At 63.9% G+C, this 20,454-nt stretch carries 19 protein-coding genes; 11 read left to right on the forward strand and 8 right to left on the reverse strand.

Annotated features, from left to right (window positions below; all coding sequences use genetic code 11):
- Window positions 1-273: 273 nt before the first annotated feature.
- Window positions 274-1,380 (reverse strand): hypothetical protein, encoded by a 1,107-nt coding sequence (locus tag LRQ04_RS11935; protein WP_235520381.1) that lies wholly within the window; start codon window positions 1,378-1,380, stop codon window positions 274-276.
- A gap of 6 nt (window positions 1,381-1,386) precedes the next feature.
- On the opposite strand from LRQ04_RS11935, the gene LRQ04_RS11940 reads away from it, so the two are divergent.
- The 9 genes from LRQ04_RS11940 to xerD all read left to right on the forward strand — a co-directional run bounded on the left by LRQ04_RS11940 (window position 1,387) and on the right by xerD (window position 10,579).
- Window positions 1,387-2,217, forward strand: coding sequence for a hypothetical protein (locus LRQ04_RS11940; protein ID WP_235520382.1), 831 nt, complete (start codon window positions 1,387-1,389; stop codon window positions 2,215-2,217).
- Window positions 2,210-3,196 carry an HAD-IIA family hydrolase gene (locus LRQ04_RS11945; protein ID WP_235520383.1) on the forward strand — a complete coding sequence of 329 codons (987 nt, stop codon included), beginning with the start codon at window positions 2,210-2,212 and terminating at the stop codon, window positions 3,194-3,196. Before LRQ04_RS11940 ends, LRQ04_RS11945 begins: the two co-directional genes overlap by 8 nt.
- A gap of 9 nt (window positions 3,197-3,205) precedes the next feature.
- The gene (locus LRQ04_RS11950) at window positions 3,206-3,454 is read left to right on the forward strand and encodes a hypothetical protein (protein WP_235520384.1); all 249 of its coding nucleotides are present in this window, start codon (window positions 3,206-3,208) and stop codon (window positions 3,452-3,454) included.
- 3 nt (window positions 3,455-3,457) lie between these two features.
- Window positions 3,458-4,270, forward strand: a complete 813-nt coding sequence (locus LRQ04_RS11955; RefSeq protein ID WP_235520385.1) for a TlyA family RNA methyltransferase — start codon at window positions 3,458-3,460, stop codon at window positions 4,268-4,270.
- Between the two features lie 13 nt (window positions 4,271-4,283).
- Window positions 4,284-5,306: an NAD kinase gene (locus LRQ04_RS11960; RefSeq protein WP_235520386.1), complete on the forward strand. Its 1,023-nt coding sequence runs from the start codon at window positions 4,284-4,286 to the stop codon at window positions 5,304-5,306.
- 3 nt (window positions 5,307-5,309) lie between these two features.
- The gene (gene recN / locus LRQ04_RS11965) at window positions 5,310-7,049 is read left to right on the forward strand and encodes a DNA repair protein RecN (RefSeq protein WP_235520387.1); all 1,740 of its coding nucleotides are present in this window, start codon (window positions 5,310-5,312) and stop codon (window positions 7,047-7,049) included.
- 132 nt (window positions 7,050-7,181) lie between these two features.
- Entirely contained in the window at window positions 7,182-8,927 is a 1,746-nt protein-coding gene (locus LRQ04_RS11970) for a CTP synthase (RefSeq protein ID WP_235520388.1), read from the forward strand.
- 27 nt (window positions 8,928-8,954) lie between these two features.
- Window positions 8,955-9,617, forward strand: coding sequence for an NUDIX hydrolase (locus tag LRQ04_RS11975; RefSeq protein ID WP_235520389.1), 663 nt, complete (start codon window positions 8,955-8,957; stop codon window positions 9,615-9,617).
- Window positions 9,618-9,619: 2 nt separating this feature from the next.
- Complete coding sequence (xerD, locus tag LRQ04_RS11980; protein WP_235520390.1) at window positions 9,620-10,579, forward strand: site-specific tyrosine recombinase XerD; 960 nt, start codon at window positions 9,620-9,622, stop codon at window positions 10,577-10,579.
- 38 nt (window positions 10,580-10,617) lie between these two features.
- Here xerD and LRQ04_RS11985 read toward each other — a convergent pair whose 3' ends face one another.
- The gene (locus tag LRQ04_RS11985; RefSeq protein ID WP_235520391.1) at window positions 10,618-11,373 is read right to left on the reverse strand and encodes a hypothetical protein; all 756 of its coding nucleotides are present in this window, start codon (window positions 11,371-11,373) and stop codon (window positions 10,618-10,620) included.
- A gap of 57 nt (window positions 11,374-11,430) precedes the next feature.
- On the opposite strand from LRQ04_RS11985, the gene LRQ04_RS11990 reads away from it, so the two are divergent.
- On the forward strand, window positions 11,431-11,925 hold the full coding sequence (locus LRQ04_RS11990; RefSeq protein ID WP_235520392.1) for an 8-oxo-dGTP diphosphatase: 495 nt from the start codon (window positions 11,431-11,433) through the stop codon (window positions 11,923-11,925).
- A 78-nt stretch (window positions 11,926-12,003) separates the two neighbouring features.
- Here LRQ04_RS11990 and LRQ04_RS11995 read toward each other — a convergent pair whose 3' ends face one another.
- From LRQ04_RS11995 to LRQ04_RS12020, 6 genes are all read right to left on the reverse strand, one after another.
- Window positions 12,004-13,143, reverse strand: a complete 1,140-nt coding sequence (locus LRQ04_RS11995; RefSeq protein ID WP_235520393.1) for a bifunctional 2-methylcitrate synthase/citrate synthase — start codon at window positions 13,141-13,143, stop codon at window positions 12,004-12,006.
- A gap of 70 nt (window positions 13,144-13,213) precedes the next feature.
- Entirely contained in the window at window positions 13,214-14,119 is a 906-nt protein-coding gene (gene prpB, locus LRQ04_RS12000) for a methylisocitrate lyase (RefSeq protein ID WP_235520394.1), read from the reverse strand.
- On the reverse strand, window positions 14,120-15,640 hold the full coding sequence (locus LRQ04_RS12005; RefSeq protein WP_235520395.1) for an MmgE/PrpD family protein: 1,521 nt from the start codon (window positions 15,638-15,640) through the stop codon (window positions 14,120-14,122). It lies immediately after the preceding gene.
- A gap of 26 nt (window positions 15,641-15,666) precedes the next feature.
- Window positions 15,667-16,308 carry a GntR family transcriptional regulator gene (locus LRQ04_RS12010; RefSeq protein WP_235520396.1) on the reverse strand — a complete coding sequence of 214 codons (642 nt, stop codon included), beginning with the start codon at window positions 16,306-16,308 and terminating at the stop codon, window positions 15,667-15,669.
- A 72-nt stretch (window positions 16,309-16,380) separates the two neighbouring features.
- On the reverse strand, window positions 16,381-17,094 hold the full coding sequence (locus tag LRQ04_RS12015) for a response regulator (protein WP_235520397.1): 714 nt from the start codon (window positions 17,092-17,094) through the stop codon (window positions 16,381-16,383).
- Window positions 17,091-18,737, reverse strand: a complete 1,647-nt coding sequence (locus tag LRQ04_RS12020) for a sensor histidine kinase (RefSeq protein WP_235520398.1) — start codon at window positions 18,735-18,737, stop codon at window positions 17,091-17,093. The genes LRQ04_RS12015 and LRQ04_RS12020 overlap by 4 nt, the downstream gene beginning before the upstream one ends.
- A gap of 139 nt (window positions 18,738-18,876) precedes the next feature.
- On the opposite strand from LRQ04_RS12020, the gene LRQ04_RS12025 reads away from it, so the two are divergent.
- Window positions 18,877-20,223, forward strand: coding sequence for a cation:dicarboxylate symporter family transporter (locus LRQ04_RS12025; protein WP_235520399.1), 1,347 nt, complete (start codon window positions 18,877-18,879; stop codon window positions 20,221-20,223).
- The last annotated feature ends 231 nt before the right edge of the window (window positions 20,224-20,454 follow it).

A 20,454-nucleotide genomic window follows, 5' to 3' on the forward strand; every position in this document is an offset into this window, starting at 1 on the left:
GAAGCTAAGACCCACAGCGCCGATGGTACTGCACCCGGGAGGGTGTGGGAGAGTAGGACACCGCCGGACAACCATTAAGGTCGAGACCCCCCAACCCACACGGGTCGGGGGGTCTCCCACATTTAACCACCCAACACATGGCTGTGAGACTTGCCACCACGGACCCTTTAGTCGCTCCGGACGTACTGTCGCCATGGCGGCGTCGAATAGAATTGCATAAGACAAACGAGTCGGTACCCTAGGGCTGCCGGCGGCGTGACAACGAAATACGGGTTATGAGCGACTACGCACGCGCCAGTGGTCGGCTCGCAACAGGAGGAATCCACCATGGCTGAGCACAACGGCGGCAACCGCGGCGGCAATCGCGGAAACTACGGCGGGAACCGGGACGACCGAGGTTCGTACCGCCCCAACAACAACTCCGGTGGGGATCCTCGCGGATTCCGCTCCAGGGACAACCGCGACGGTAGCGATCGTCCGGCTCGTGATGGGGAGCGTCGTTCCTTCGGTAGCGATCGTCCGGCCCGTGATGGTGAGCGCCGTCCGTTCAACAATGACCGTGGTGACCGTAAGCCGTTCGGTGATCGTAGCGATCGTCCGGCTCGTGATGGTGAGCGCCGTTCGTTCGGCAGTGACCGTGGTGACCGTAAGCCGTTCGGTGATCGTAGCGATCGTCCGGCTCGTGATGGTGAGCGCCGTTCGTTCGGCAGTGACCGTGGTGACCGTAAGCCGTTCGGTGATCGTCCTGAGCGCGGCCCGCGGAACTTCGATGGTCCCCGCCGCGACGGTGGCGACCGCCGTCCGTTCAACAACGATCGCGGTGACCGTCCGGCCCGTGATGGTGACCGCCGCTCGTTCGGCAACGACCGTGGTGAACGTAAGCCGTTCGGTGATCGTCCTGAGCGCGGCCCGCGGAACTTCGATGGTCCCCGCCGCGACGGTGGCGACCGCCGTCCGTTCAACAACGATCGCGGCGACCGTAAGCCGTTTGGTGATCGTGGTGATCGTCCCGCTCGTGATGGTGAGCGCCGTCCGTTCAACAATGACCGTGGTGACCGTAAGCCGTTCGGTGATCGTCCTGAGCGCGGCCCGCGGAACTTCGATGGCCCCCGCCGCGACGGTGACCGCGACCGGAAGCCGTTCGGTGACCGTCCGGCCCGTGATGGCGACCGCCGCTCGTTCGGCAGCGACCGCGGCAACTCCTGGGAAGAGCGTCCGGCGCGGGTTCCCAACGCCAAGGACATCCGCAGCGCGAACCGCCCTGACCGCGAACGTTCCCCGGAGATCGACGACGACGTTACGGGCAAAGAACTTGACCGCGCCACCGGCCACCAGATCAAGACCCTCGAGGAGCAGAGCGCGGGCTGGGTTGCAAAGCACCTGGTCATGGCTGGCCGCCTGATCGACATTGAGCCTGAGCTTGCTTTCCAGCACGCGTTGGCTGCAAGCCGTCGCGGTGGACGTCTCTCTGTGGTCCGTGAAGCTGTCGGGCTGACGGCCTACGCTGCCGGCCACTATGGTGAGGCTCTGCGTGAATTCCGCACCTACCGCCGCATCAGTGGTTCGAACGTCCACCTTCCGGTGATGGCTGACTGTGAGCGTGGCCTGGGCCGTCCGGACCGTGCCCTGGATATGGTTCGCTCTCCTGAGGCGCAGGACCTTGACGCTCCGGGCAAGGTGGAGCTTGCCATTGTGGCATCGGGCGCCCGTGCGGACCTGGACCAGCTGGACGCTGCTGTCAGCGAACTGGAGATCCCGCAGCTGGACATTAACAGGGCGTTCTCGTACAGCCCGCGCCTTTTCCGCGCCTACGCAGAGGCTTTGGCCGCAGTGGGCCGCACTGAGGAGTCCGGGAAGTGGGCCCGCCAGGCCTTGGTTGCCGAGAATGCCTTGGGCGTCGGGGACTTTGCTGAACCCGAAATTGTTGACCTGGGCTGGGACGAGCGGGAAGAAGAAGCCGCGCGTAAGCCGCGCTTCGAGAAGCCGGTCCGGGACGCCGACGTCGTGAAGCCTGACGCTGAGACGGTCATCGTCGAGGCGACGGCAGCGGATGTTGAGCACGACGAGGTCGAACTCGATGACGCTGAGTCGGACTACTTTGAGTCCAACGATGCCGAGTCGGATATCGATTCCGCGGAGGCGGACGAGGCGGACCAGGCTGACGAGACTGGCAACGAAGAGTCTGACGACGAGAACGCCGACTCCCGGAATGGCTGATTCGCTGATCTCATCCTTTGATGCTGTCCTCTCCGATTTGGATGGCGTGGTCTATGCAGGACCGCACGCCATCCCTGGAGCCGTGGAGTCCTTGAAGCGTCTCGAGACCGTGGGTGTTGGCCTGGGTTACGTCACGAACAACGCTTCACGGACCCCCGCCCAGGTCGCCGCGCATTTGCGTGAGCTGGGCGCTCCGGCTGAGGACCATCAAGTGGTCAGTTCCTCCCAGGCAGCAGGGGAGCTTCTTGCCTCCATGCTGCCTGCGGGGGCGCATGTCCTGATAACAGGCAGCGCAGCACTGGCCCATGAGATCGAGCTGGTTGGCCTCAAGCCCGTGCACAGCGCAGACGAGGACCCTGTAGCTGTGGTGCAGGGCTTCAATCCGGAGATCGGTTGGAAGGATCTGGCCGAGGCCTCGTATGTGGTGGCCAGCGGAGCCATGTGGTTCGCGACCAACACTGACATGTCGATTCCGCAGGCCCGGGGCATGGCGCCGGGCAACGGAACCCTCGTCGCCGCGGTAGCTGCCGCTACGGGCAAGACGCCTTTGGTGGCCGGCAAACCCGAGGCGCCGCTCTTCCATGCTGCCGCGAAGCGGCTTAACGCGGATCGTCCCCTGGTGGTGGGCGACCGCTTGGACACGGACATTTTGGGCGGCAACCGCGCAGGATTTGCGACGGCGGCTGTCCTCACCGGCGTGGATACCACGCACACCATTCTGGCTGCGCGCACGGATGAGCGCCCCGACTACCTGTTGGCGGATCTGGAAGGGCTCTATGTCCCTTACCCGGAGGTCCTGAGCGAGGACGGTGCGTTCCGTTGCGGTGCAGCGTCCGCAGTTGCAGTCGACGGCACGGTCACTGTTACCGGGGACGAGGCGGACATCGATGCTTGGCGGGCGGCGTGTGCCGCTTGGTGGGCTGCCGTTCCGGAGTCCGACGTGGCGAAGGCTCCAAAGCTGGAATGGCAAAGTCACTAGACTGGTGCGATGACCGAACCCAGCAATGCCCCCGTGCCTGAGGCGGATGCGGTAGTCCAGTGGCCCGCCGACACGACGCCGACAGGTGACGCATTGGTGGACAGAGCCCTCGGCCTGTTAGCGGACGTTGCGGAGTCGCCGGTTTCTGGCCACGGCGAACTGTACGCCGGCATCCACGACTCCCTCTTGGAAGCCCTGGATGCTGAACCAGGTCTGCCGTCAGCACCTTCGAACAACCGCCCGGAAGGCGACAGCTAGCACATGGCACGACTTGATCAGGAACTCGTCTCCCGTGGGCTGGCGAGGTCCCGGACCCACGCTGCCAAACTCATCAGCGACGGGAAGGTCAGTTCCGGCGGCACGGTCCTGGCTAAAGCTGCCCTCCACGTCGACGCGGCAACGGAACTCATTGTCGAAGCCCACCTCGAGGACATCTACGCCAGCCGCGCCGGCCATAAGCTGGACGGCGCGCTTAAGGCGTTTCCCGCCGTCGTGGTTGCCGGCAAGCGGTGTCTCGACGCCGGTGCCTCCACCGGCGGGTTCACCGACGTGCTGCTGAGGCAAGGGGCCGCGCGGGTGGTGGCTGTGGACGTCGGGCACGGCCAGTTGGTCCCGTACCTGCGCGAGGACCCCCGGGTTGACGTCCATGAGGGCCTTAACGTCCGGTACATGACGCCCGAACAGATCGGCGGACCGTCACAACTGACGGTCGCGGACCTGTCCTTCATTTCGTTGACGCTGGTGGTCTACCCCCTTGCCCAATGCACTGAACCCGGTGGCGACATGGTCCTGATGGTGAAGCCGCAGTTCGAGGTTGGCAAGGAGCGGTTGAGCCGGTCGGGAGTGGTCACCTCGGAGAATGAACGACGCCGGGCGGTTGCCCAGGTGGCCCGTGCTGCGGTGGACGCCGGGCTGGATCTGCAGGACCTGGCGGCCAGTCCATTGCCTGGCCAGGACGGAAATGTTGAATACTTCCTGTGGATGAAACGCAGGATGTCTGCGGTGTTGCCTAAGATCGAAGAGCGGGACGCAGCCGTTGCCGCGTTGATCGAGAAACTCTGGCCGAACCACTAGAAAGCAGAACCCGATGAGCAGGCGTGTACTGGTCCTTGCCCACACAGGGCGGGAGGAATCGCTCCGCGCAGCGTGGGATGCGTGTACGCAGCTGCACTCGTCAGGCTTGGTTCCCGTGCTCCAAAAGTCTGAGCTTGCCGATATCGAGCGGTTCTTCGGCGCCCTGGATACCCCGATCGAGATCCTTAATGACCACGTCAGCCTGGAGGACGTGGAGTTGGTCATGGTCTTGGGCGGTGACGGCACCATCCTTCGCGCGGCCGAGTTGGTCCGGGAGGTTGATGTGCCGTTGCTTGGGGTCAACCTGGGGCACGTGGGCTTCCTGGCAGAAAGTGAACGGGCCGACCTCGCCCAAACGGTCGAGTGGATCGCCAGCCGGCAGTACACGGTGGAAGAACGCATGACCATCGACGTCCAGGTCTGGATCAAGGGCCAGAAGATTTGGCACACGTGGGCTTTGAACGAGGCCGCCATCGAAAAAGCCAACCGCGAACGCATGTTGGAGGTTGTCACGGAGGTGGATGAGCGGCCCTTGACGTCGTTCGGCTGTGATGGCGTGGTCATGGCGACTCCTACGGGTTCCACAGCCTATGCGTTCTCTTCGGGTGGTCCCGTGGTGTGGCCGGAGGTTGAAGCCCTGGTCATCGTTCCGATCAGCGCGCACGCCCTCTTCGCCAAGCCCCTGGTGGTTTCGCCGCGTTCCAAGCTGGCCGTCGAAATCATGAACCGGACGGATGCGTTGGGCGTGCTCTGGTGCGATGGGCGACGCTCTGTGGATCTGCCTCCGGGTGCGCGCGTGGAAGTGACGCGCTCAGCTACTCCGGTGCGGCTCGCCCGCACACACAAGACTCCGTTCTCGGCCCGGCTCGTGCGCAAGTTCGAGCTTCCCATCCATGGCTGGCGTGGCCCGGCTCCCCGCAGGGGCGAAGTCCACACTGGCCCCATCCCGGTGATCAGGACGCTGTCACCGGCACCTTTGCCCAGCCCGCGGGACCCAGGGCACGGTGAACCCTCCGAACCCACGAATGCGAAGTGAACCATGCTTGAAGAACTCCGAATCCGTGACCTCGGCGTCATCACCGATGCCGCCCTGCCGTTGGGCCCCGGCCTGAGCGTCGTGACGGGCGAAACCGGCGCCGGTAAAACCATGGTAGTGACCGCCGTCGGGCTTCTTCTCGGTGCCCGGTCTGACGCCGGGGCTGTTCGCAGCGGCGCCAAGTCCGCGTCCGCCGAGGCCGTACTGAAGCTTGATCCGGCGCACAGCGCCGTGGAGCGCGCCAAAGAGGCCGGCGGTGAGGCTGAGGAGTTCGACGGCGTGGCTGAACTGTTGCTGGCCCGTACCGTTGGTGCCGACGGCCGCAGCCGGGCATACGTTGGCGGGCGCGCGGCACCTGTGGGGGTGCTGGCCGAGCTGGGGGAGAGCCTGGTGGTGGTCCACGGGCAATCGGACCAGATCCGGCTCAAGAGTGCTTCAGCCCAACGCCATGCATTGGACCGCTTTGCCGGTGCGCCCCTGGCAAAAAGCCTGGGGGAGTACCAGGAGCTGTACAACCACTGGAAAGCGATCCAGGCCGAACTTGATACCTTGCGCAGCGAGGCCCGTGAACGGCTCCGTGAGGCGGAGTCCCTGGACGCTGCCCTCACGGAAATAGATGACGTTGATCCGCAGCCTGGCGAGGACGAAACCCTTAAGGCCGAGGCTGTGAAGCTGGCGAATGTCGAAGAACTCCGGTTGGCGGCCGCGGCCGCCCATGAATCCCTCATCGCCGAGGAATTCGGTGACGCTGGGGACGCCACGTCCATGGTTGACGCAGCCAAGCGAACGTTGGAGAACGTCGCTGATCATGATGAGGAGCTGAGATCTGCCGCTGCAAGGCTGGCGGAGGTCGGGTTCCTGCTCAATGACATTGCCGCGGACCTGTCCAGCTACCAGGCCGCATTGGATACGGAAGGGCCCGAACGGCTGTCCGAAATCGAGGACCGCAGGGCGGCGCTGGCCAAGCTGATCCGTAAATATGCCCCGAGCATTGACGAGGTGCTGGAGTGGGCTGCCACGGCGCGGACGCGGCTGGATGAGCTTCAGGACGACTCAAGCCGGATCGAGTCCCTGGACGCAGAGGTGGCATCCGCGGAGGCCACCCTCCGGAAGCAGGCAGCAGCAATCAGCAAAGCCCGCCTCAAGGCTGCCAAGGACCTCTCAGGGCGCGTCAGCGCCGAACTGAAGGCCTTGGCCATGGCAGACGCTACCTTGGTCATCGAGGTGGACGGCAGCGGCGTGTTGGGCCCGTGGGGTACCGATGAGATCGCTTTCCTCCTCCAGCCGCATTCGGGCGCCCCTGCCCGGCCGCTGGGTAAGGGAGCGTCCGGTGGTGAACTCTCGCGGGTCATGCTGGCCATCGAAGTAGTGCTGGCGGCAGTGGACCCTGTTCCGACCTTTGTTTTCGATGAGGTGGACGCAGGCGTGGGTGGCCGTGCCGCCGTCGAGATTGGACGCAGGCTGGCCATGCTGGCCCGCCACGTCCAGGTGCTGGTGGTGACCCACCTGCCGCAGGTGGCGGCATTCGCCGATCAGCACATCCGTGTCACCAAAACCTCCGTGCGGGGATCTGACGGGAAGACCACCACCGGGTTCACCTCCAGTGACGTTCAGTTGCTCAGCGAGGAGGAACGGGTTAAGGAACTTGCCCGGATGCTGGCCGGGCAAGAAGACTCCGAGTCCGCGCAGGCACATGCCCAGGAATTGTTGGACGACGCGAAACTCCTGCCGCAGCGGGCTTGAACACCGCGACGGGCAGTGCGAGCACCATCACATCGCCGCTCTCCAAACCCCGGTGGCTCTTGATTGCCCGGCAGTCCTGGGCAACTATTGACCATTTGGGGAATCCGAACAGACGCTTGGAAGGCGTAATTGATGATAAGCTCGAATTCCGTGGTGCAGCGATCAAATTCCCGTGTAAATTCCCGGTTCCCGGGCTCGTCCAAGACGACCAAACACATCTTCGTCACCGGTGGTGTGGCGTCCTCGCTCGGTAAGGGTCTGACGGCTTCCAGCCTCGGCCACCTCCTGCGGGCACGCGGTTTGTCTGTAACAATGCAGAAGCTCGATCCCTACTTGAACGTGGATCCGGGCACGATGAACCCCTTCCAGCACGGCGAAGTATTCGTGACGGATGATGGCGCCGAAACCGACCTCGACATCGGACACTACGAGCGCTTCCTCGATGAAAACCTCGAAGGTTCGGCCAACGTCACAACCGGCCAGATCTACTCCACGGTCATCGCCAAGGAACGTCGCGGCGAATACCTCGGAGACACGGTGCAGGTCATTCCGCACATCACCGATGAAATCAAGCGCCGCATGCGCCTGCCCGCCGAGGGCAAGAACGCTCCGGACGTCATCATCACCGAAATCGGTGGCACCGTGGGCGACATCGAGTCGCAGCCGTTCCTTGAGTCGGCCCGCCAGGTCCGCCAGGACGTGGGCCGCAACAACGTGTTTTTCCTTCACGTTTCGCTGGTGCCGTACATTGGCCCTTCGCAGGAACTGAAGACCAAGCCGACGCAGCACTCCGTGGCAGCCCTCCGCTCCATTGGTATCCAGCCGGAAGCCATCGTGATCCGTTCGGACCGCGAGGTGCCTGAGGCCATGCGCGAGAAGATCGGCCGCATGTGCGACGTCGACATCGACGCCGTGGTCAACGCCGCTGACGCTCCCAGCATCTACGACATTCCCAAGACACTGCACTCGCAGGGCCTGGACTCCTACATCGTCCGTGCACTGGACCTGCCGTTCAAGGACGTCGACTGGAGCAAGTGGGACAAGCTGCTTGAAGCTGTCCACAACCCCAAGCACGAGGTCGAGATTGCCCTGGTGGGCAAGTACATCGACCTTCCGGATGCATACCTTTCGGTGACTGAAGCCCTTCGTGCCGGCGGCTTCGCCAACGAAGCGAAGGTCAAGATCCGTTGGGTGCCTTCGGACGAGTGCGAAACCCTTGAGGGTGCCACCAAGTCCCTGGCCGGCGTGGACGCCATCTGCGTTCCCGGCGGCTTCGGGATCCGTGGCCTCGAAGGCAAGCTTGGTGCTTTGAAGTTCGCCCGCGAATCCAAGCTCCCCGTCCTCGGCCTGTGCCTGGGCCTGCAGTGCATGGTGATCGAGTATGCCCGCAACGTGGTTGGCCTGGAAGGGGCTTCCTCCAGCGAGTTCGAGCCCGATTCCAAGTACCCGGTCATCGCCACCATGGAAGAGCAGCTGGACATTGTGGACGGCAAGGGAGACCTCGGCGGCACCATGCGCCTGGGCCTCTACGAAGCCAAACTGGACGAAGGCTCGGTCATTGCCGAGACGTACGGCACCACCACGGTCAGCGAACGCCACCGGCACCGCTACGAGGTCAACAACAAGTACCGCGAGCAGATTGCTGCCGAGGGCCTGGTGTTCTCCGGTACCTCTCCCGATGGCAAGCTCGTGGAGTACGTGGAGCTGCCCCGCGAAGTCCACCCGTACTATGTTGCAACGCAGGCGCACCCGGAGCTCAGCTCCCGTCCCACGCGCCCGCATCCGCTGTTCGCAGGCCTGGTCAAGGCTGCCCTGGAACGTCGCGAAGGCGCACCGGTGGCAACGAAGACCGGTGCCCGCGCGGTAGCGGCCAAGTAAATAAGCGTACTAGCGAAGGACGGCGCGATGCCCGGTATCTCTGAGACCCCCCGCACATCAAGGCAGGTTTCGGACATGCCGAGCCCGCGCCGTCTTTTGTCTACCAACAAGGTTTACGAAGGCCGCATTTGGGACGTGGTCAGTGACTCGTTCCAGCTCAGCGAAGACACGGACACCCTGGTCCGTGACTACATTGACCATCCGGGCGCCGTCGCTGTCCTTCCCATGAACGTGGACGGCGAGATCCTGCTGCTCAAGCAGTACCGGCATCCGGTGGGCATGGACCTGTGGGAAATCCCGGCCGGGTTGCTGGATGTCGAAGGCGAAGATTTCGTGGTCGGTGCAGCGCGGGAGTTGGCCGAGGAAGCGGACCTGGTTGCGGCTACCTGGAATGTCCTGGTGGACTTCTTCAATTCACCGGGCTCTTCCAGCGAAGCGGTACGGATCTACCTGGCCCGCGGGATCACGGACGTTCCGGAAGCGGACAGGCACGTCAGGACTGACGAAGAGGCCGAGATCGAGCTTCAGTGGGTCCCGCTGGAAGATGCCGTCCAAGCCGTCCTCGAGGGCCGGCTGCACAACCCTTCGGCGGTGCTGGGCATCCTTGCGGTCGCAGCAGCGAAGGCCGATGGATTCACCAAGCTCCGTCCTGCGAACGCGCCCTGGCCCGCACATCCGAGCCAGCGCTGAGCATGGCGGAGGCGCCTGCCCGCACCCTCACTGCCATTGACCGGGCTGTCACCGACTACCTGCAGCACGTGGGTGTGGAAAAGGGGCTGGCAGCGAACACGTTGGCCGCGTACCGTCGCGACCTCGCAAGGTACTCGAACTTCCTGGCTGCGCAAGGGATCGAGCGTCCCGGCAACATCACGCGCCATCACGTCACGGCATTCGTCCAGGCGTTGTCCGATGGCTCGGACGGCGCAGCGGCGCTGGGCGTCCGCTCCGCAGCGCGGACAGTGGTGGCCGTCCGCGGCCTGCATAAGTTTTGGGCGCTGGAAGGAACCACGACGACGGACCCCGCCAGCGATGTCCACCCACCGATGCCGGGCAAGAGGCTCCCGAAAGCGATCAGTGTAGGCGAAGTCACGCGGATACTGGAGGCCGCCGGCACGGACACGCCCACCGGACTCAGGGACCGCGCGCTCCTTGAGTTCCTCTATTCCACGGGTGCCCGAATCAGCGAAGCCGTCGGCCTGGACGTGGACGACGTATCCCTCGAGGACTCCGGGGGTGAACCCGCGATCGTCAGGTTGTTCGGCAAGGGTTCCAAGGAGCGCTTGGTGCCCATGGGTTCCTACGGCGCCCGGGCTGTTGGTGCGTACGTCGTCAGGGGCAGGCCCTTACTGGCAGCCAAAGGTAAAGGGACTCCGGCGCTGTTCCTCAATGCCCGTGGAGGCCGGATCAGCAGGCAGAGCGCCTGGACCATCCTCAAGGCAGCGGCCGAGAAAGCCAATATCACCAAGGATGTTTCACCACACACCCTGCGGCACTCCTTCGCCACCCACCTGCTTGAAGGGGGAGCGGACGTCAGGGTGGTGCAGGAACTCCTGGGGCACGCGTCAGTGACCACCACGCAGGTCTACACGTTGGTCACAGCGGACACTCTGCGTGAAATCTACGCAGCGGCCCACCCAAGGGCACTGGGCTAGTACACCATTCCGCCGCCTACATCATTCCGGCGCCGCGCCTACCCGATGACGTTGAGCGTGAACTCGGCGGCCCCGATAAACAGGGCCAGCACAGAGGTCCCCAGACCCGCGACAAGCAACAGCCCGGGGTGGGCCAGGCCAACCACTACCCGCTTGAGCCTGGGGCGTCCCTTGAGGAACTTCTTGGGCACCCGGGTCTTGACCGGTGTTTGCCGCCAGCCGCGGAGCCGCCGAAGGAACCATGCACACCTGACAATGAACGCCATCCAGAGCACGGAGAGAACCAGCGGAACGGCAGCAAGCATCAGGTTGAACCCGAGCGCCGTGACTTCCTTCTCCGAGTCACCGATCACGGACTGCACGGTGGTGGAGATCGATGCGCTCATGACCACCGAGGCCGCCCAGACCATGAAGGCTGCGACGAGCGCCAGGAAACGGACAAAGAAATGCCCCAGGACCGTCGCGTCCACTGCCTTGAGGTGCCGGCGTGGCGTGGCATAGAGGACCACCAAAGTTGAGATCAAGGTGGGCAATGCGGCGGCGAGGACCAGCAGGTACCAGGTCCAGCCAGCCAGATCCACCACCTCGTCCAGGACAATGAGGCCGGCCCACAGGACCGTCCAGGCCCAGCCCGCGTAAAGCGGTTGGGCCACGAGCCATTGCGGAAGCCAGCTGTCCCGTTCTGTCGTACCGGTGCCGGGTGTCAGGGCAGCGGCCCCGCCTTTGTTGGACGCCTCAGGTACCTCATCGACGTCGCCCACGACGGCGCCCACGTCACCCACGCCTTCGCTCATGGGCTCACTGTAGCAATGGTGGCCATGGCTGCGGGAGTACAGGTTAAGGTAGTCACCATGACTGCAGCCCAGGTGACTTTGTGCTTCCTCCTTCGTAATGCCGCGGACGGTGAGTACGTGCTGCTCGGCACCAAGAAGACAGGCTTCGGCCGCGGCAAGGTTGTGGGCGTCGGAGGACACCTGGAAAAGGGCGAAACTGCAGAGCAGGCTGCCTGTCGTGAGGTCATGGAGGAAATCAGCGTCGTCGTGGCACCGGAGGACCTTGTTCCGGCAGGGACAGTTGATTTTGTTTTTCCGGCCAGGCCCGAGTGGAACATGGCCACTACCGTGTTCCTCACCCGCGCTTGGGACGGGGAGCCCATCGAAAGCGTGGAGATCGCGCCCGCCTGGTTCCCTGTTGACCGCCTTCCCGTGGAACGTATGTGGGCAGACGCTGAGCACTGGTTGCCGGCCATGATTTCCGGGCAGCGTATCGCGGTGCGCGTCGCCTTGGCCGCCGACAACGAAAACGTGGCGGACGTCCGCACCGAGGCTTGGGTGGGTCCGGTTTAGTACCTCGGACGACGGCGGTCCGGTCACCTCACGGTGACCGGACCGCCGTCGTACTTTTCTGCTTTAAGGTCGCAAAACTTAGGGCACGTGCCGCTCTTCCGGGCCGTTGTATTCGCTCAACGGGCGGATGAGGGAGTTCGAAGCTACTTGCTCCATGATGTGCGCGGTCCATCCCGTGATGCGGCTGGCCACGAACAGGGGAGTGAACGCCTGCGTGTCGAAGCCCATGAGGTGGTACGTGGGGCCGGCCGGGTAGTCAAGGTTGGGCTTGATCGCCTTCGCCTCATCCATGGCCTGTTCAAGGCCGTTGTAAAGGCCCAGGAGTTCGGGCCGGCCGTAGTGCGCAATCATCTTGTCCAGCGCGGCCTTCATAGTGGGTACCCGGGAGTCGCCGTGCTTGTACACGCGGTGCCCGAAGCCCATCACCTTCTTTTTCTGTGCCAAGGCGTTTTCCATCCAGGTCTTCGCCCGGGATGCTGCTTCGTCCAGCGATTCTTCGCTGCGGATGCCGATCTCATCGAAGGTATGCATGACGGCCTCGTTGGCACCACCGTGCAGCGGACCCTTGAGAGCGCCGATCGCGGCGGTCACGGCCGAGTGCAGGTCCGCGAGGGTGGAGGTGACCACGCGGGCGGTGAAGGTGGAGGCGTTGAAGGAGTGTTCTGCGTAAAGGATCATCGAGACGTTGAACGCCTCAACCACTTCGGGAACCTGTTCTTCGCCGAACGTCATCCACAGGAAGTTCGCCGAGTAGTCGAGGTCTTCGCGTGGTTCCACGACGTCCTGGCCGCGCCGGCGACGCTGGTCGTACGCCACGACAGCAGGCATGGCAGCCCAGAGGTCGATGGCCTTCTTCATGTTGGCTTCGGGTGAGGAATCCTCGGCCAGTTCGTGCCTGGCGCCAAGCACGGACGCTGCCGTACGGCAGACGTCCATGGGATGTGCCGTGGTGGGCAGGGTATCAATGACCGTCTTGACGACGGGATCGAGGGCACGTCCTGCGCGTTCGCGGGCCGTGAATTCGGCGAGCTGCGATTCGTTGGGCAGTTCGCCGTTCCACAGCAGGTAGGCAACTTCTTCGAAGCTGCATTTGGCGGCGAGTTCCTGGACGGGATACCCGCGGTACAGCAGCGAGTTCGTGTCCGGGTTGACCTTCGAGACGGCGGTGTAGTCCACCACGACGCCGGCAAGGCCCTTTTTGATGTCTTCAGCTGCCATGCTGAACTCCTTCGTTCATGATGCAGGGCCCGGTGATGGGACCCTGCGTTCCCCTTGATGAAACTGGAACCTAGCGGATGCCAGGAACCTTGAAGTTGAATACGCCGGTATCGAACTGGTTGTATGCCTCATAGTCCACGAGTTCGTAGAGGCGGGCACGCGTGAGCATGTTCTCCACTTCAGCCTCTTGGGTCCCCGCAGCCTTGATCGATTCCAGAGTACGCTCTGCAGCGCCCATCGCAATGCGGAGGAGCGTCACGGGGTAGATGACCATGTTCACGCCAACGCTTTGGAGTTGGTCGACGGTGAAAAGGTCGCTTTTTCCGAACTCCGTCATGTTGGCCAGGATGGGCACATCCACGGCGTCACGGATGGCCTGGAACTCGCCAAGGTCCCGCATGGCTTCGGGGAAGATGGCGTCGGCGCCTGCGTCCACCAAAGCACGGGCGCGGTCCTGTGCAGCCTCGATTCCTTCGACTGCGCGGATGTCGGTGCGCGCCATGATGAGGAAGTTCGGGTCCCGGCGGGCGTCTGCGGCGGCGCGGATGCGCTTGGCAGCGGTGTCGATGTCAACGACGTTCTTGCCGTCCAGGTGTCCGCAGCGCTTCGGGTTGAACTGATCCTCGATGTGGCAGCCGGCCAGGCCTGCGTTTTCGAGTTCCTGGATGGACCGTGCCACGTTCATGGGTTCACCGAAACCGGTATCGGCATCCACCAGTGAGGGCAGGTCCGTCATACGGGCGATCTGTCCTGCGCGGGTGGCCACCTCGGTGAGGGTGGTCAGTCCGATGTCGGGAAGGCCGAGGTCGTTGGCCAGGACGGCACCGGAGATGTAGACCCCGGCGAAGCCCTTTTCTTCGATCAGCCGGGCCGAGAGCGGGTTGAACGCTCCCGGGAACTGCTGCACGGTACCCGAGTTGAGCAGCTCGCGGAGTTTGACCCTCTTCTGCTCCGGCGTCGTTGTGGAGTACAGCATTTAGAACAGTCCCTTCGGGGCTGCGTCGAGGTTGATCACGCCGGGGGCGGCGGTGATGTTGAGTTGGTCCAGTTCACCGGCTCCGAGTTCAGTGACGCGTTCGACGGCGGTGAGGAACCTTTCGATTTCGGCGTCCTCCACGAGCCCGGCAGCGAGTGTGCGGAACTTGTTGATGTATTGCTCACGGGCAAAAGGCCGGGCGCCAAGGGGGTGCGCGTCCGCCACGGCGATCTCATCCGTGATGACTGTTCCATCGGTCAGCGTGATTTCCACGGACCCGCCGAAGGCCTTCTCGGCGATGTCCAGAGAGTGGTAACGCCGGGTCCACTCCGGGTCCTCCACCGTGGTGACTTTGTGCCACAGTTCCACGGTGTCCGGGCGGGCGGCCCGTTCGGGGGCGTAGGAGTCCACGTGGTGCCATGCGCCGTCCTGGAGTGCGACGGTGAAGATGTACGGGATGGAGTGGTCCAGGGTTTCGCGGGATGCGGTGGGGGAGTACTTCTGGGGATCGTTTGCCCCGGAACCGATCACGTAGTGGGTGTGGTGGCTGGTCTTGATAAGCACGGACTTTACGTTGGCCGGGTCCGTGGTTTCGGGGTGCTCGCGGTTCAGCTTGCGGGCGAGGTCGATCCACGCCTGGGCCTGGTACTCAGCGGAGTGTTCCTTGGTGTAGGTATCCAGGATGGCGCGCTTGGCTTCGCCGGGCAGCGGCAGGGGGACCTCGTAGGAGGCGTCCGGGCCGTCCAGCATCCAGGCGATCACGCCGTCTTCGCCTTCGTAGATCGGCACGGGGGAAGTCTGCCCGCGCATGGAGCGGTCCACGGCCTCGACGGCCATCTTTCCTGCGAACGCGGGGGCGTGGGCCTTCCAGGTGGAGATTTCGCCCTTACGGGACTGCCGGGTGGCGGTGGTGGTGTGCAGGGCCTGTCCCACGGACTGGAAAATCGTCTCAACATCCAAACCCAACAACGTGCCGATACCGGCGGCGGCGGCCGGGCCGAGGTGGGCAACGTGGTCGATCTTGTGCTTGTGCAGGCAGATCGCCTTGACCAGGTTCACTTGGATCTCGTAACCGGTGGCGATGGCACGGACCAGGTCGGCGCCGTTGGAGCCCACGTGCTGGGCGACTGCCAGGATCGGCGGGATGTTGTCGCCCGGGTGGGAGTAATCCGCAGCCAGGAAGGTGTCGTGGTAGTCCAGTTCGCGCACAGCCACGCCGTTGGCCCACGCCGCCCACTCGGGGGAGACCTGCTCGCTGATACCGAAAATGTGGGCGCCTTTGCCGTTGGCGGACGGGCCGTGGGTCAGGGCCTGGGCGCGGGCAGCGACGATCGGTGCCCTGTTCAGCGAGGCGATGGCCACTGAGGCGTTGTCGATGATCCGGTTGATCACCATGTCGGTGACCTCGGGCGTAACGTCAACGGGGTCGGCGGCGACCACGGCGATCTTGTGGGCCAGTTGTTCCTCGCGAGGGAGGTTCTCTTCGCTCTTGTAGACACGGACGTGATTGTTTTTAACCATGGTGCTCCTTCTAGGCAGTGGTGTTTCTAGGCAGGCGTGTGGGTGGCTTTGACGTGGGTAAGGCTGCGGTGCAAATGAAGTGTGGTTGCGGCTTCGGCCAGCCGGGGGTTGCCGGCGGCGATGGCTTCTGCGATGGCGGCGTGTTCTGCTGCGGCCGCGTGAAGCCGGGCGGAGTCGTCGGCTGCCAGGCGGCGGACCCTGACCAGGTGGACGCGGAGGCTGCGCATGGCGTGGGCCATATACGTGTTCGAAATGGCGGCGTCTATGGCATCGTCCAGCCGGCCAACCAGCGCGTAGTAGTCATGCCGTGCGGGGTCGTTTTCGTTGAGGAGCCCGGGAGCCAGCAGCAATTGGGCGTGGAGTTCGGCGAAGATCCCGGGTTCGCCGCGTTCGGCGGCCAGGCCCGCGGCCCGCACTTCGAGGGTCTCGCGCAACTCAAACAGTTCGTCGATGTTCTCCAGTGAGATATCGGTAACGACGACGCCGCGGCCTCCTGCCGCCGTCGTCAATCCTTCAGCGGTGAGCCGGCCCAGCGCCTCGCGGACCGGCGTGCGGGACACGCCGAGGCGCTCGGACTGCTCCACCTCCGCCAGGACCGTGCCCGGCCGAAGGCGCCATTCGATGATGTCTTCCCTGAGGGCAGTGTAGGCCCGGTCACTGGCGCGCATAGCATCAGTGTATACACAGCTTGGTGTCAAAGCGACAGTTGGATGGTTTTCAGCTCTTTGTGTATACAGAAACTAGCTTCGGTTCCAGCCGTATTCGTTTTCGGGGCGCCCCGGGGTGCCGTACCGCGCTGCCCTGGTAACCGTCCCGGCGTCAGCCAAGTACTCCAGGTACCGGCGGGCGGTGACGCGGGACATTCCTAGCGCCTCCATGACTTCGCTGGCCGAGACCGGCTGTTGCCGCGACCTCACCAGGTCCTTCACGGACTCCAGTGTCGAGCCGGAGAGCCCCTTGGGCAAGGGCAATTCCGTGGGGGCGCGAAGGCTCGCGAACGCCTGGTCCACGTCGCTCTGGGACGCCCCGGCCTTGGAAATCCCGGACAGGGAACCTGCCAGCTGGTCACGGAACGTCCGGTAGCTGCCCAGCTTGTCGGCGAATGTCGCGTAAGTGAAAGGCTTGATGAGGTACTGCACGACGCCGATCGACACGGCGCTGCGCACGATGTTCAATTCCCGGACAGCCGTAATGGCGATGATGTCGGCAAATACGCCCGCCGACCGCATGCGGCGGGCCACGTCCAGGCCGTGCAGGTCAGGCAGGTTCATGTCCAGCAGCACCAGGTCCACCGGTTCGCCGGATGCCGCGAATTCGCCCAGGATCCGCAGGGCCGACTGTCCATCCGGTGCGGTGCCCACCAAGGTGAAACCGTCGAGGCGGCCGATATAGACGGAATGGGCATCGGACGCTATCGGCTCGTCCTCAACCACCAGGACGCGGATGTCTGTCATGCCTGCTCTTCCTCGGGATCCGGCACAGGAAGCACAACATGGAACTGTGCACCGCCGGGATTGCTGATGGTCATCGTACCGTTCAGTCGCTGCACAGCCTGCCTGACCAAGGCCAGCCCGACCCCGCGGCCATGGGCTCCTCCCGTACTTGCTGCCGGCGATTTGGTGCTGAAGCCGTACTGGAGCACGTCGTCAATGGAATCGGGATTGATGCCACTGCCGGTATCCCGCACCGTAAATTCGACGGCGGCAGCGCCCGCTTCCACGACCAGCTCCACCGAACGCGGGGACTCACCGGCGGCAGCGGCGTCGATCGCGTTGTCCAGCAGGTTGCCGAGGATGGTTACCAGGTCCTGGATCTCAAGCCCGCGGACACCGGAGCTTCCGGAGGTGCGGACCACCAGTTCCACCCCGCGCTCATGGGCTTCTGCAGCCTTACCCATGACCAGGGCACTCATGACCGGTTCGTCAACGGACGCCACCATGTCATCGGTGAGTTGCTGGCTCAACTCGAGGTCCTTCGTGGCGAAATCCAAGGCCTGCGGAGTGCGGCCCAACTCCAGCAGCGAGACGATCATGTGCAGCCGGTTTGCGTGTTCGTGGGTCTGGGCCCGCAAGGCATCGGACAACGTCTTCATGGTCTGCAGCTCAGTGCCCAAGGACTCAATCTCGGTGCGGTCGCGGATGGTCGCCAACGTGCCGTAAACGGCCGGTTTCTGCCTGCTGCGCCCAGGCACAGGCGCCACCGCCGGGGCCTGGTTGACCACCAAAATCCGAGAGCCCGTGAGGTGGATTTCATCATGGGCCGGCCGCCCGGACTCGAACAGCGCCCGCAGGCTTCCATCGAACGGCAGGTCGGCCAGCCGTGGGGCAGCAGCAGGGGACCGATCGGCGTCGGACGGTTCAAGGCCCAGCAGTTCCGCCGCCTGGTCGTTGTACATCACCGCCTTGCCACGGGTATCCACGAGGATGAGTCCCTCGCGCACGGAGTGCAGGACGGATTCGTAGTAGGCGAAGAGTTGGGCCAGCTGTTCCGGACCCCAGCCGCGTGTCACCGAACGCAGGTACCGTCCCAGCAGCCAGGACGCGATGGAGCCGAAGGTAAGCACCACAAGTGCTATGCCGCCGATCACCCCCAAACGATCGGCAACGTCAGTGTCCACGGTCCGCACGGTCACCCCGGCGGCCACGAGCGCCTTGACCGTGCCGTCCTGGTCTTTGACAGGCGAGATGGTCCGGACCGAGGGCCCCAGGGTCCCTGCAGTGACCTCAGTGAACGTGTTGCCGTTCAGGGCCGGTTCAATGGTTCCGATGTACGGCTTGCCCAGCTCCTCGGCCCGGGGATGGGTCCAGCGCGTCCGGTCCGGAGCCATGATCGTGATGAAGTCCGCATCGGCCTCACTCATGACCTTTAGGGCATACGGCTGAAGAACGGCCGAGGGATCCCCCGAGGACGCGGCCTGAAGGACAAGCGGATTGTTGGCAATGGATGTCGATATGGCACGCATTCGGCTGCCGGCGTCTCCGTATGCACGGTCCCTGGCCTCCAGCAAGGAAAATGCACCGAAAGCCGCCGTCAGCGCCAGAACGAACAGCAGGTTCGCCACAAACAGACGGCGGGCGATGCTCCAGCTGTGAAACACGTGGACCTCCCATGACCAATATGACCGCAACGGTGATGTGTGTCACCAACGGCTCAATGATGGATATCACACAAGGGCAGCGGATTGGACATCAGTGCAGGACCGCAGCGCCTTACACAGTATCCAGAAGGAGAATCCCATGACCTCTCAACGAGGAGAGTCGGCAGTCGCTGCCAAAGGTGGACGTAAGGGGCTCGACAAGTCCCACTACCTGTATATCGCCGTCATCCTGGCCGTGGTGCTGGGCGCCGTAGTCGGCCTGCTGTTCCCCGAGGTCGGAAAATCCCTCAAGCCCCTGGGTGACGGTTTCATCAAGCTCATCAAGATGATGATCGCCCCCGTCATTTTCTGCACGATCGTCCTGGGCATCGGTTCGATCGCCAAGGCCGCAACCGTCGGTAAGGTCGGCGGACTTGCCTTGGGCTACTTCGTGGCCATGTCCACCTTCGCCCTGGCCATCGGCCTGGTCGTCGGAAACCTCATCCACCCGGGCGAGGGACTCAAGCTGACCCCCTATGACCCGAACAAGAAGGCCGCAACGGACAGCACCGCGGACTTCCTCCTCGGAATTATCCCCGGTGACATCCCCGTCCTGCCCACCCTGCTGGCTGCCATCCTGGTTGGTTTCGCCCTGCAAAAGATGGGCAAGGAAGGCACTCCCATCCTGAAGGCCATCGGCCACGGTCAACGGCTGGTCTTCCGCATCCTGATCATGATCATGTGGCTGGCTCCCGTCGGCGCTTTCGGGGCCATCGCCGCCGTCGTCGGTGCAACTGGTGCACAAGCCATCTTCAGCATGTTCACCCTGATGCTGGCCTTCTACATCACTTGCGCACTGTTCATCGTGGTCATCCTGGGAACGCTGCTCCGGGTTGTCGCTGGCGTCAACATCTTCCGGCTCATGAAGTACCTGGCCCGCGAATACCTGCTCATCTTCTCCACGTCCTCCTCCGAAGCTGCCCTGCCCCGCCTCATCGCCAAGATGGAGCACTTGGGTGTCTCCAAGCCGGTTGTTGGCGTCACGGTCCCCACGGGTTACTCCTTCAACCTGGACGGTACGGCCATCTACCTGACCATGGCGTCCCTGTTCGTCGCCAACGCCATGGGCACGCCGCTGGACCTCGGCGCCCAGATCTCCCTGCTCATCTTCATGATCATCGCCTCCAAGGGCGCTGCCGGTGTCACCGGTGCAGGCCTGGCAACACTGGCCGCCGGCCTTCAGGCACACAAGCCGGAGCTCCTGGGCGGCGTGGGAATGATCGTCGGAATCGACCGCTTCATGTCCGAAGCCCGCGCCTTGACCAACTTCACGGGCAACGCCGTGGCCACGGTCCTAATCGGCACCTGGGTCAAGGAAATCGACAACAGCCAGGTGGAGCGCGTCCTCTCCGGCAACGAACCCTTCGACGAGCAGACCATGATCGCCCATGGCAGCGACGAGGAAACTGCCCCCGAAGGTGAGTCCCGGGAAAAAGCAACGGTCTAGCACCACACCGCGAAGCACGTAATGAAACGAAGGCCGGCACCTGTTGGGGTGCCGGCCTTCGGTGCTCCCAAGGCCCGGCCCGGCGTCGTGAACCGGAACCTTCGACTTCAACTAGAGGGTCAAGGCTCAATACGCGGCCAATGTCAAGTTCCCCGGAATACCGTGTCGGGGCCTGTAGCCTAGGTGGGTAGTAGCGCTGTAGCCGGGGGCGCAGCAGCAGGGAAGATCGTC

The organism is Paenarthrobacter sp. AR 02, assembly GCF_021538675.1.
GTDB lineage: Bacteria > Actinomycetota > Actinomycetes > Actinomycetales > Micrococcaceae > Arthrobacter.

Bases quoted from the DNA above. Each gene is read 5' to 3' on its own strand.
- LRQ04_RS11940 (WP_235520382.1), top strand. From the start codon at position 1,387: ATGGCTGGCCGCCTGATCGACATTGAGCCTGAGCTTGCTTTCCAGCAC.
- LRQ04_RS12005 (WP_235520395.1), bottom strand. From the start codon at position 15,640: ATGGTTAAAAACAATCACGTCCGTGTCTACAAGAGCGAAGAGAACCTC.
- LRQ04_RS11990 (WP_235520392.1), top strand. From the start codon at position 11,431: ATGACTGCAGCCCAGGTGACTTTGTGCTTCCTCCTTCGTAATGCCGCG.
- LRQ04_RS11955 (WP_235520385.1), top strand. From the start codon at position 3,458: ATGGCACGACTTGATCAGGAACTCGTCTCCCGTGGGCTGGCGAGGTCC.
- LRQ04_RS11970 (WP_235520388.1), top strand. From the start codon at position 7,182: ATGATAAGCTCGAATTCCGTGGTGCAGCGATCAAATTCCCGTGTAAAT.
- LRQ04_RS12025 (WP_235520399.1), top strand. From the start codon at position 18,877: ATGACCTCTCAACGAGGAGAGTCGGCAGTCGCTGCCAAAGGTGGACGT.
- LRQ04_RS12015 (WP_235520397.1), bottom strand. From the start codon at position 17,094: ATGACAGACATCCGCGTCCTGGTGGTTGAGGACGAGCCGATAGCGTCC.
- LRQ04_RS11945 (WP_235520383.1), top strand. From the start codon at position 2,210: ATGGCTGATTCGCTGATCTCATCCTTTGATGCTGTCCTCTCCGATTTG.
- LRQ04_RS11995 (WP_235520393.1), bottom strand. From the start codon at position 13,143: ATGGCAGCTGAAGACATCAAAAAGGGCCTTGCCGGCGTCGTGGTGGAC.
- LRQ04_RS11975 (WP_235520389.1), top strand. From the start codon at position 8,955: ATGCCCGGTATCTCTGAGACCCCCCGCACATCAAGGCAGGTTTCGGAC.
- recN (WP_235520387.1), top strand. From the start codon at position 5,310: ATGCTTGAAGAACTCCGAATCCGTGACCTCGGCGTCATCACCGATGCC.
- prpB (WP_235520394.1), bottom strand. From the start codon at position 14,119: ATGCTGTACTCCACAACGACGCCGGAGCAGAAGAGGGTCAAACTCCGC.
- LRQ04_RS11960 (WP_235520386.1), top strand. From the start codon at position 4,284: ATGAGCAGGCGTGTACTGGTCCTTGCCCACACAGGGCGGGAGGAATCG.
- LRQ04_RS11985 (WP_235520391.1), bottom strand. From the start codon at position 11,373: ATGAGCGAAGGCGTGGGTGACGTGGGCGCCGTCGTGGGCGACGTCGAT.
- LRQ04_RS11950 (WP_235520384.1), top strand. From the start codon at position 3,206: ATGACCGAACCCAGCAATGCCCCCGTGCCTGAGGCGGATGCGGTAGTC.
- LRQ04_RS12010 (WP_235520396.1), bottom strand. From the start codon at position 16,308: ATGCGCGCCAGTGACCGGGCCTACACTGCCCTCAGGGAAGACATCATC.
- xerD (WP_235520390.1), top strand. From the start codon at position 9,620: ATGGCGGAGGCGCCTGCCCGCACCCTCACTGCCATTGACCGGGCTGTC.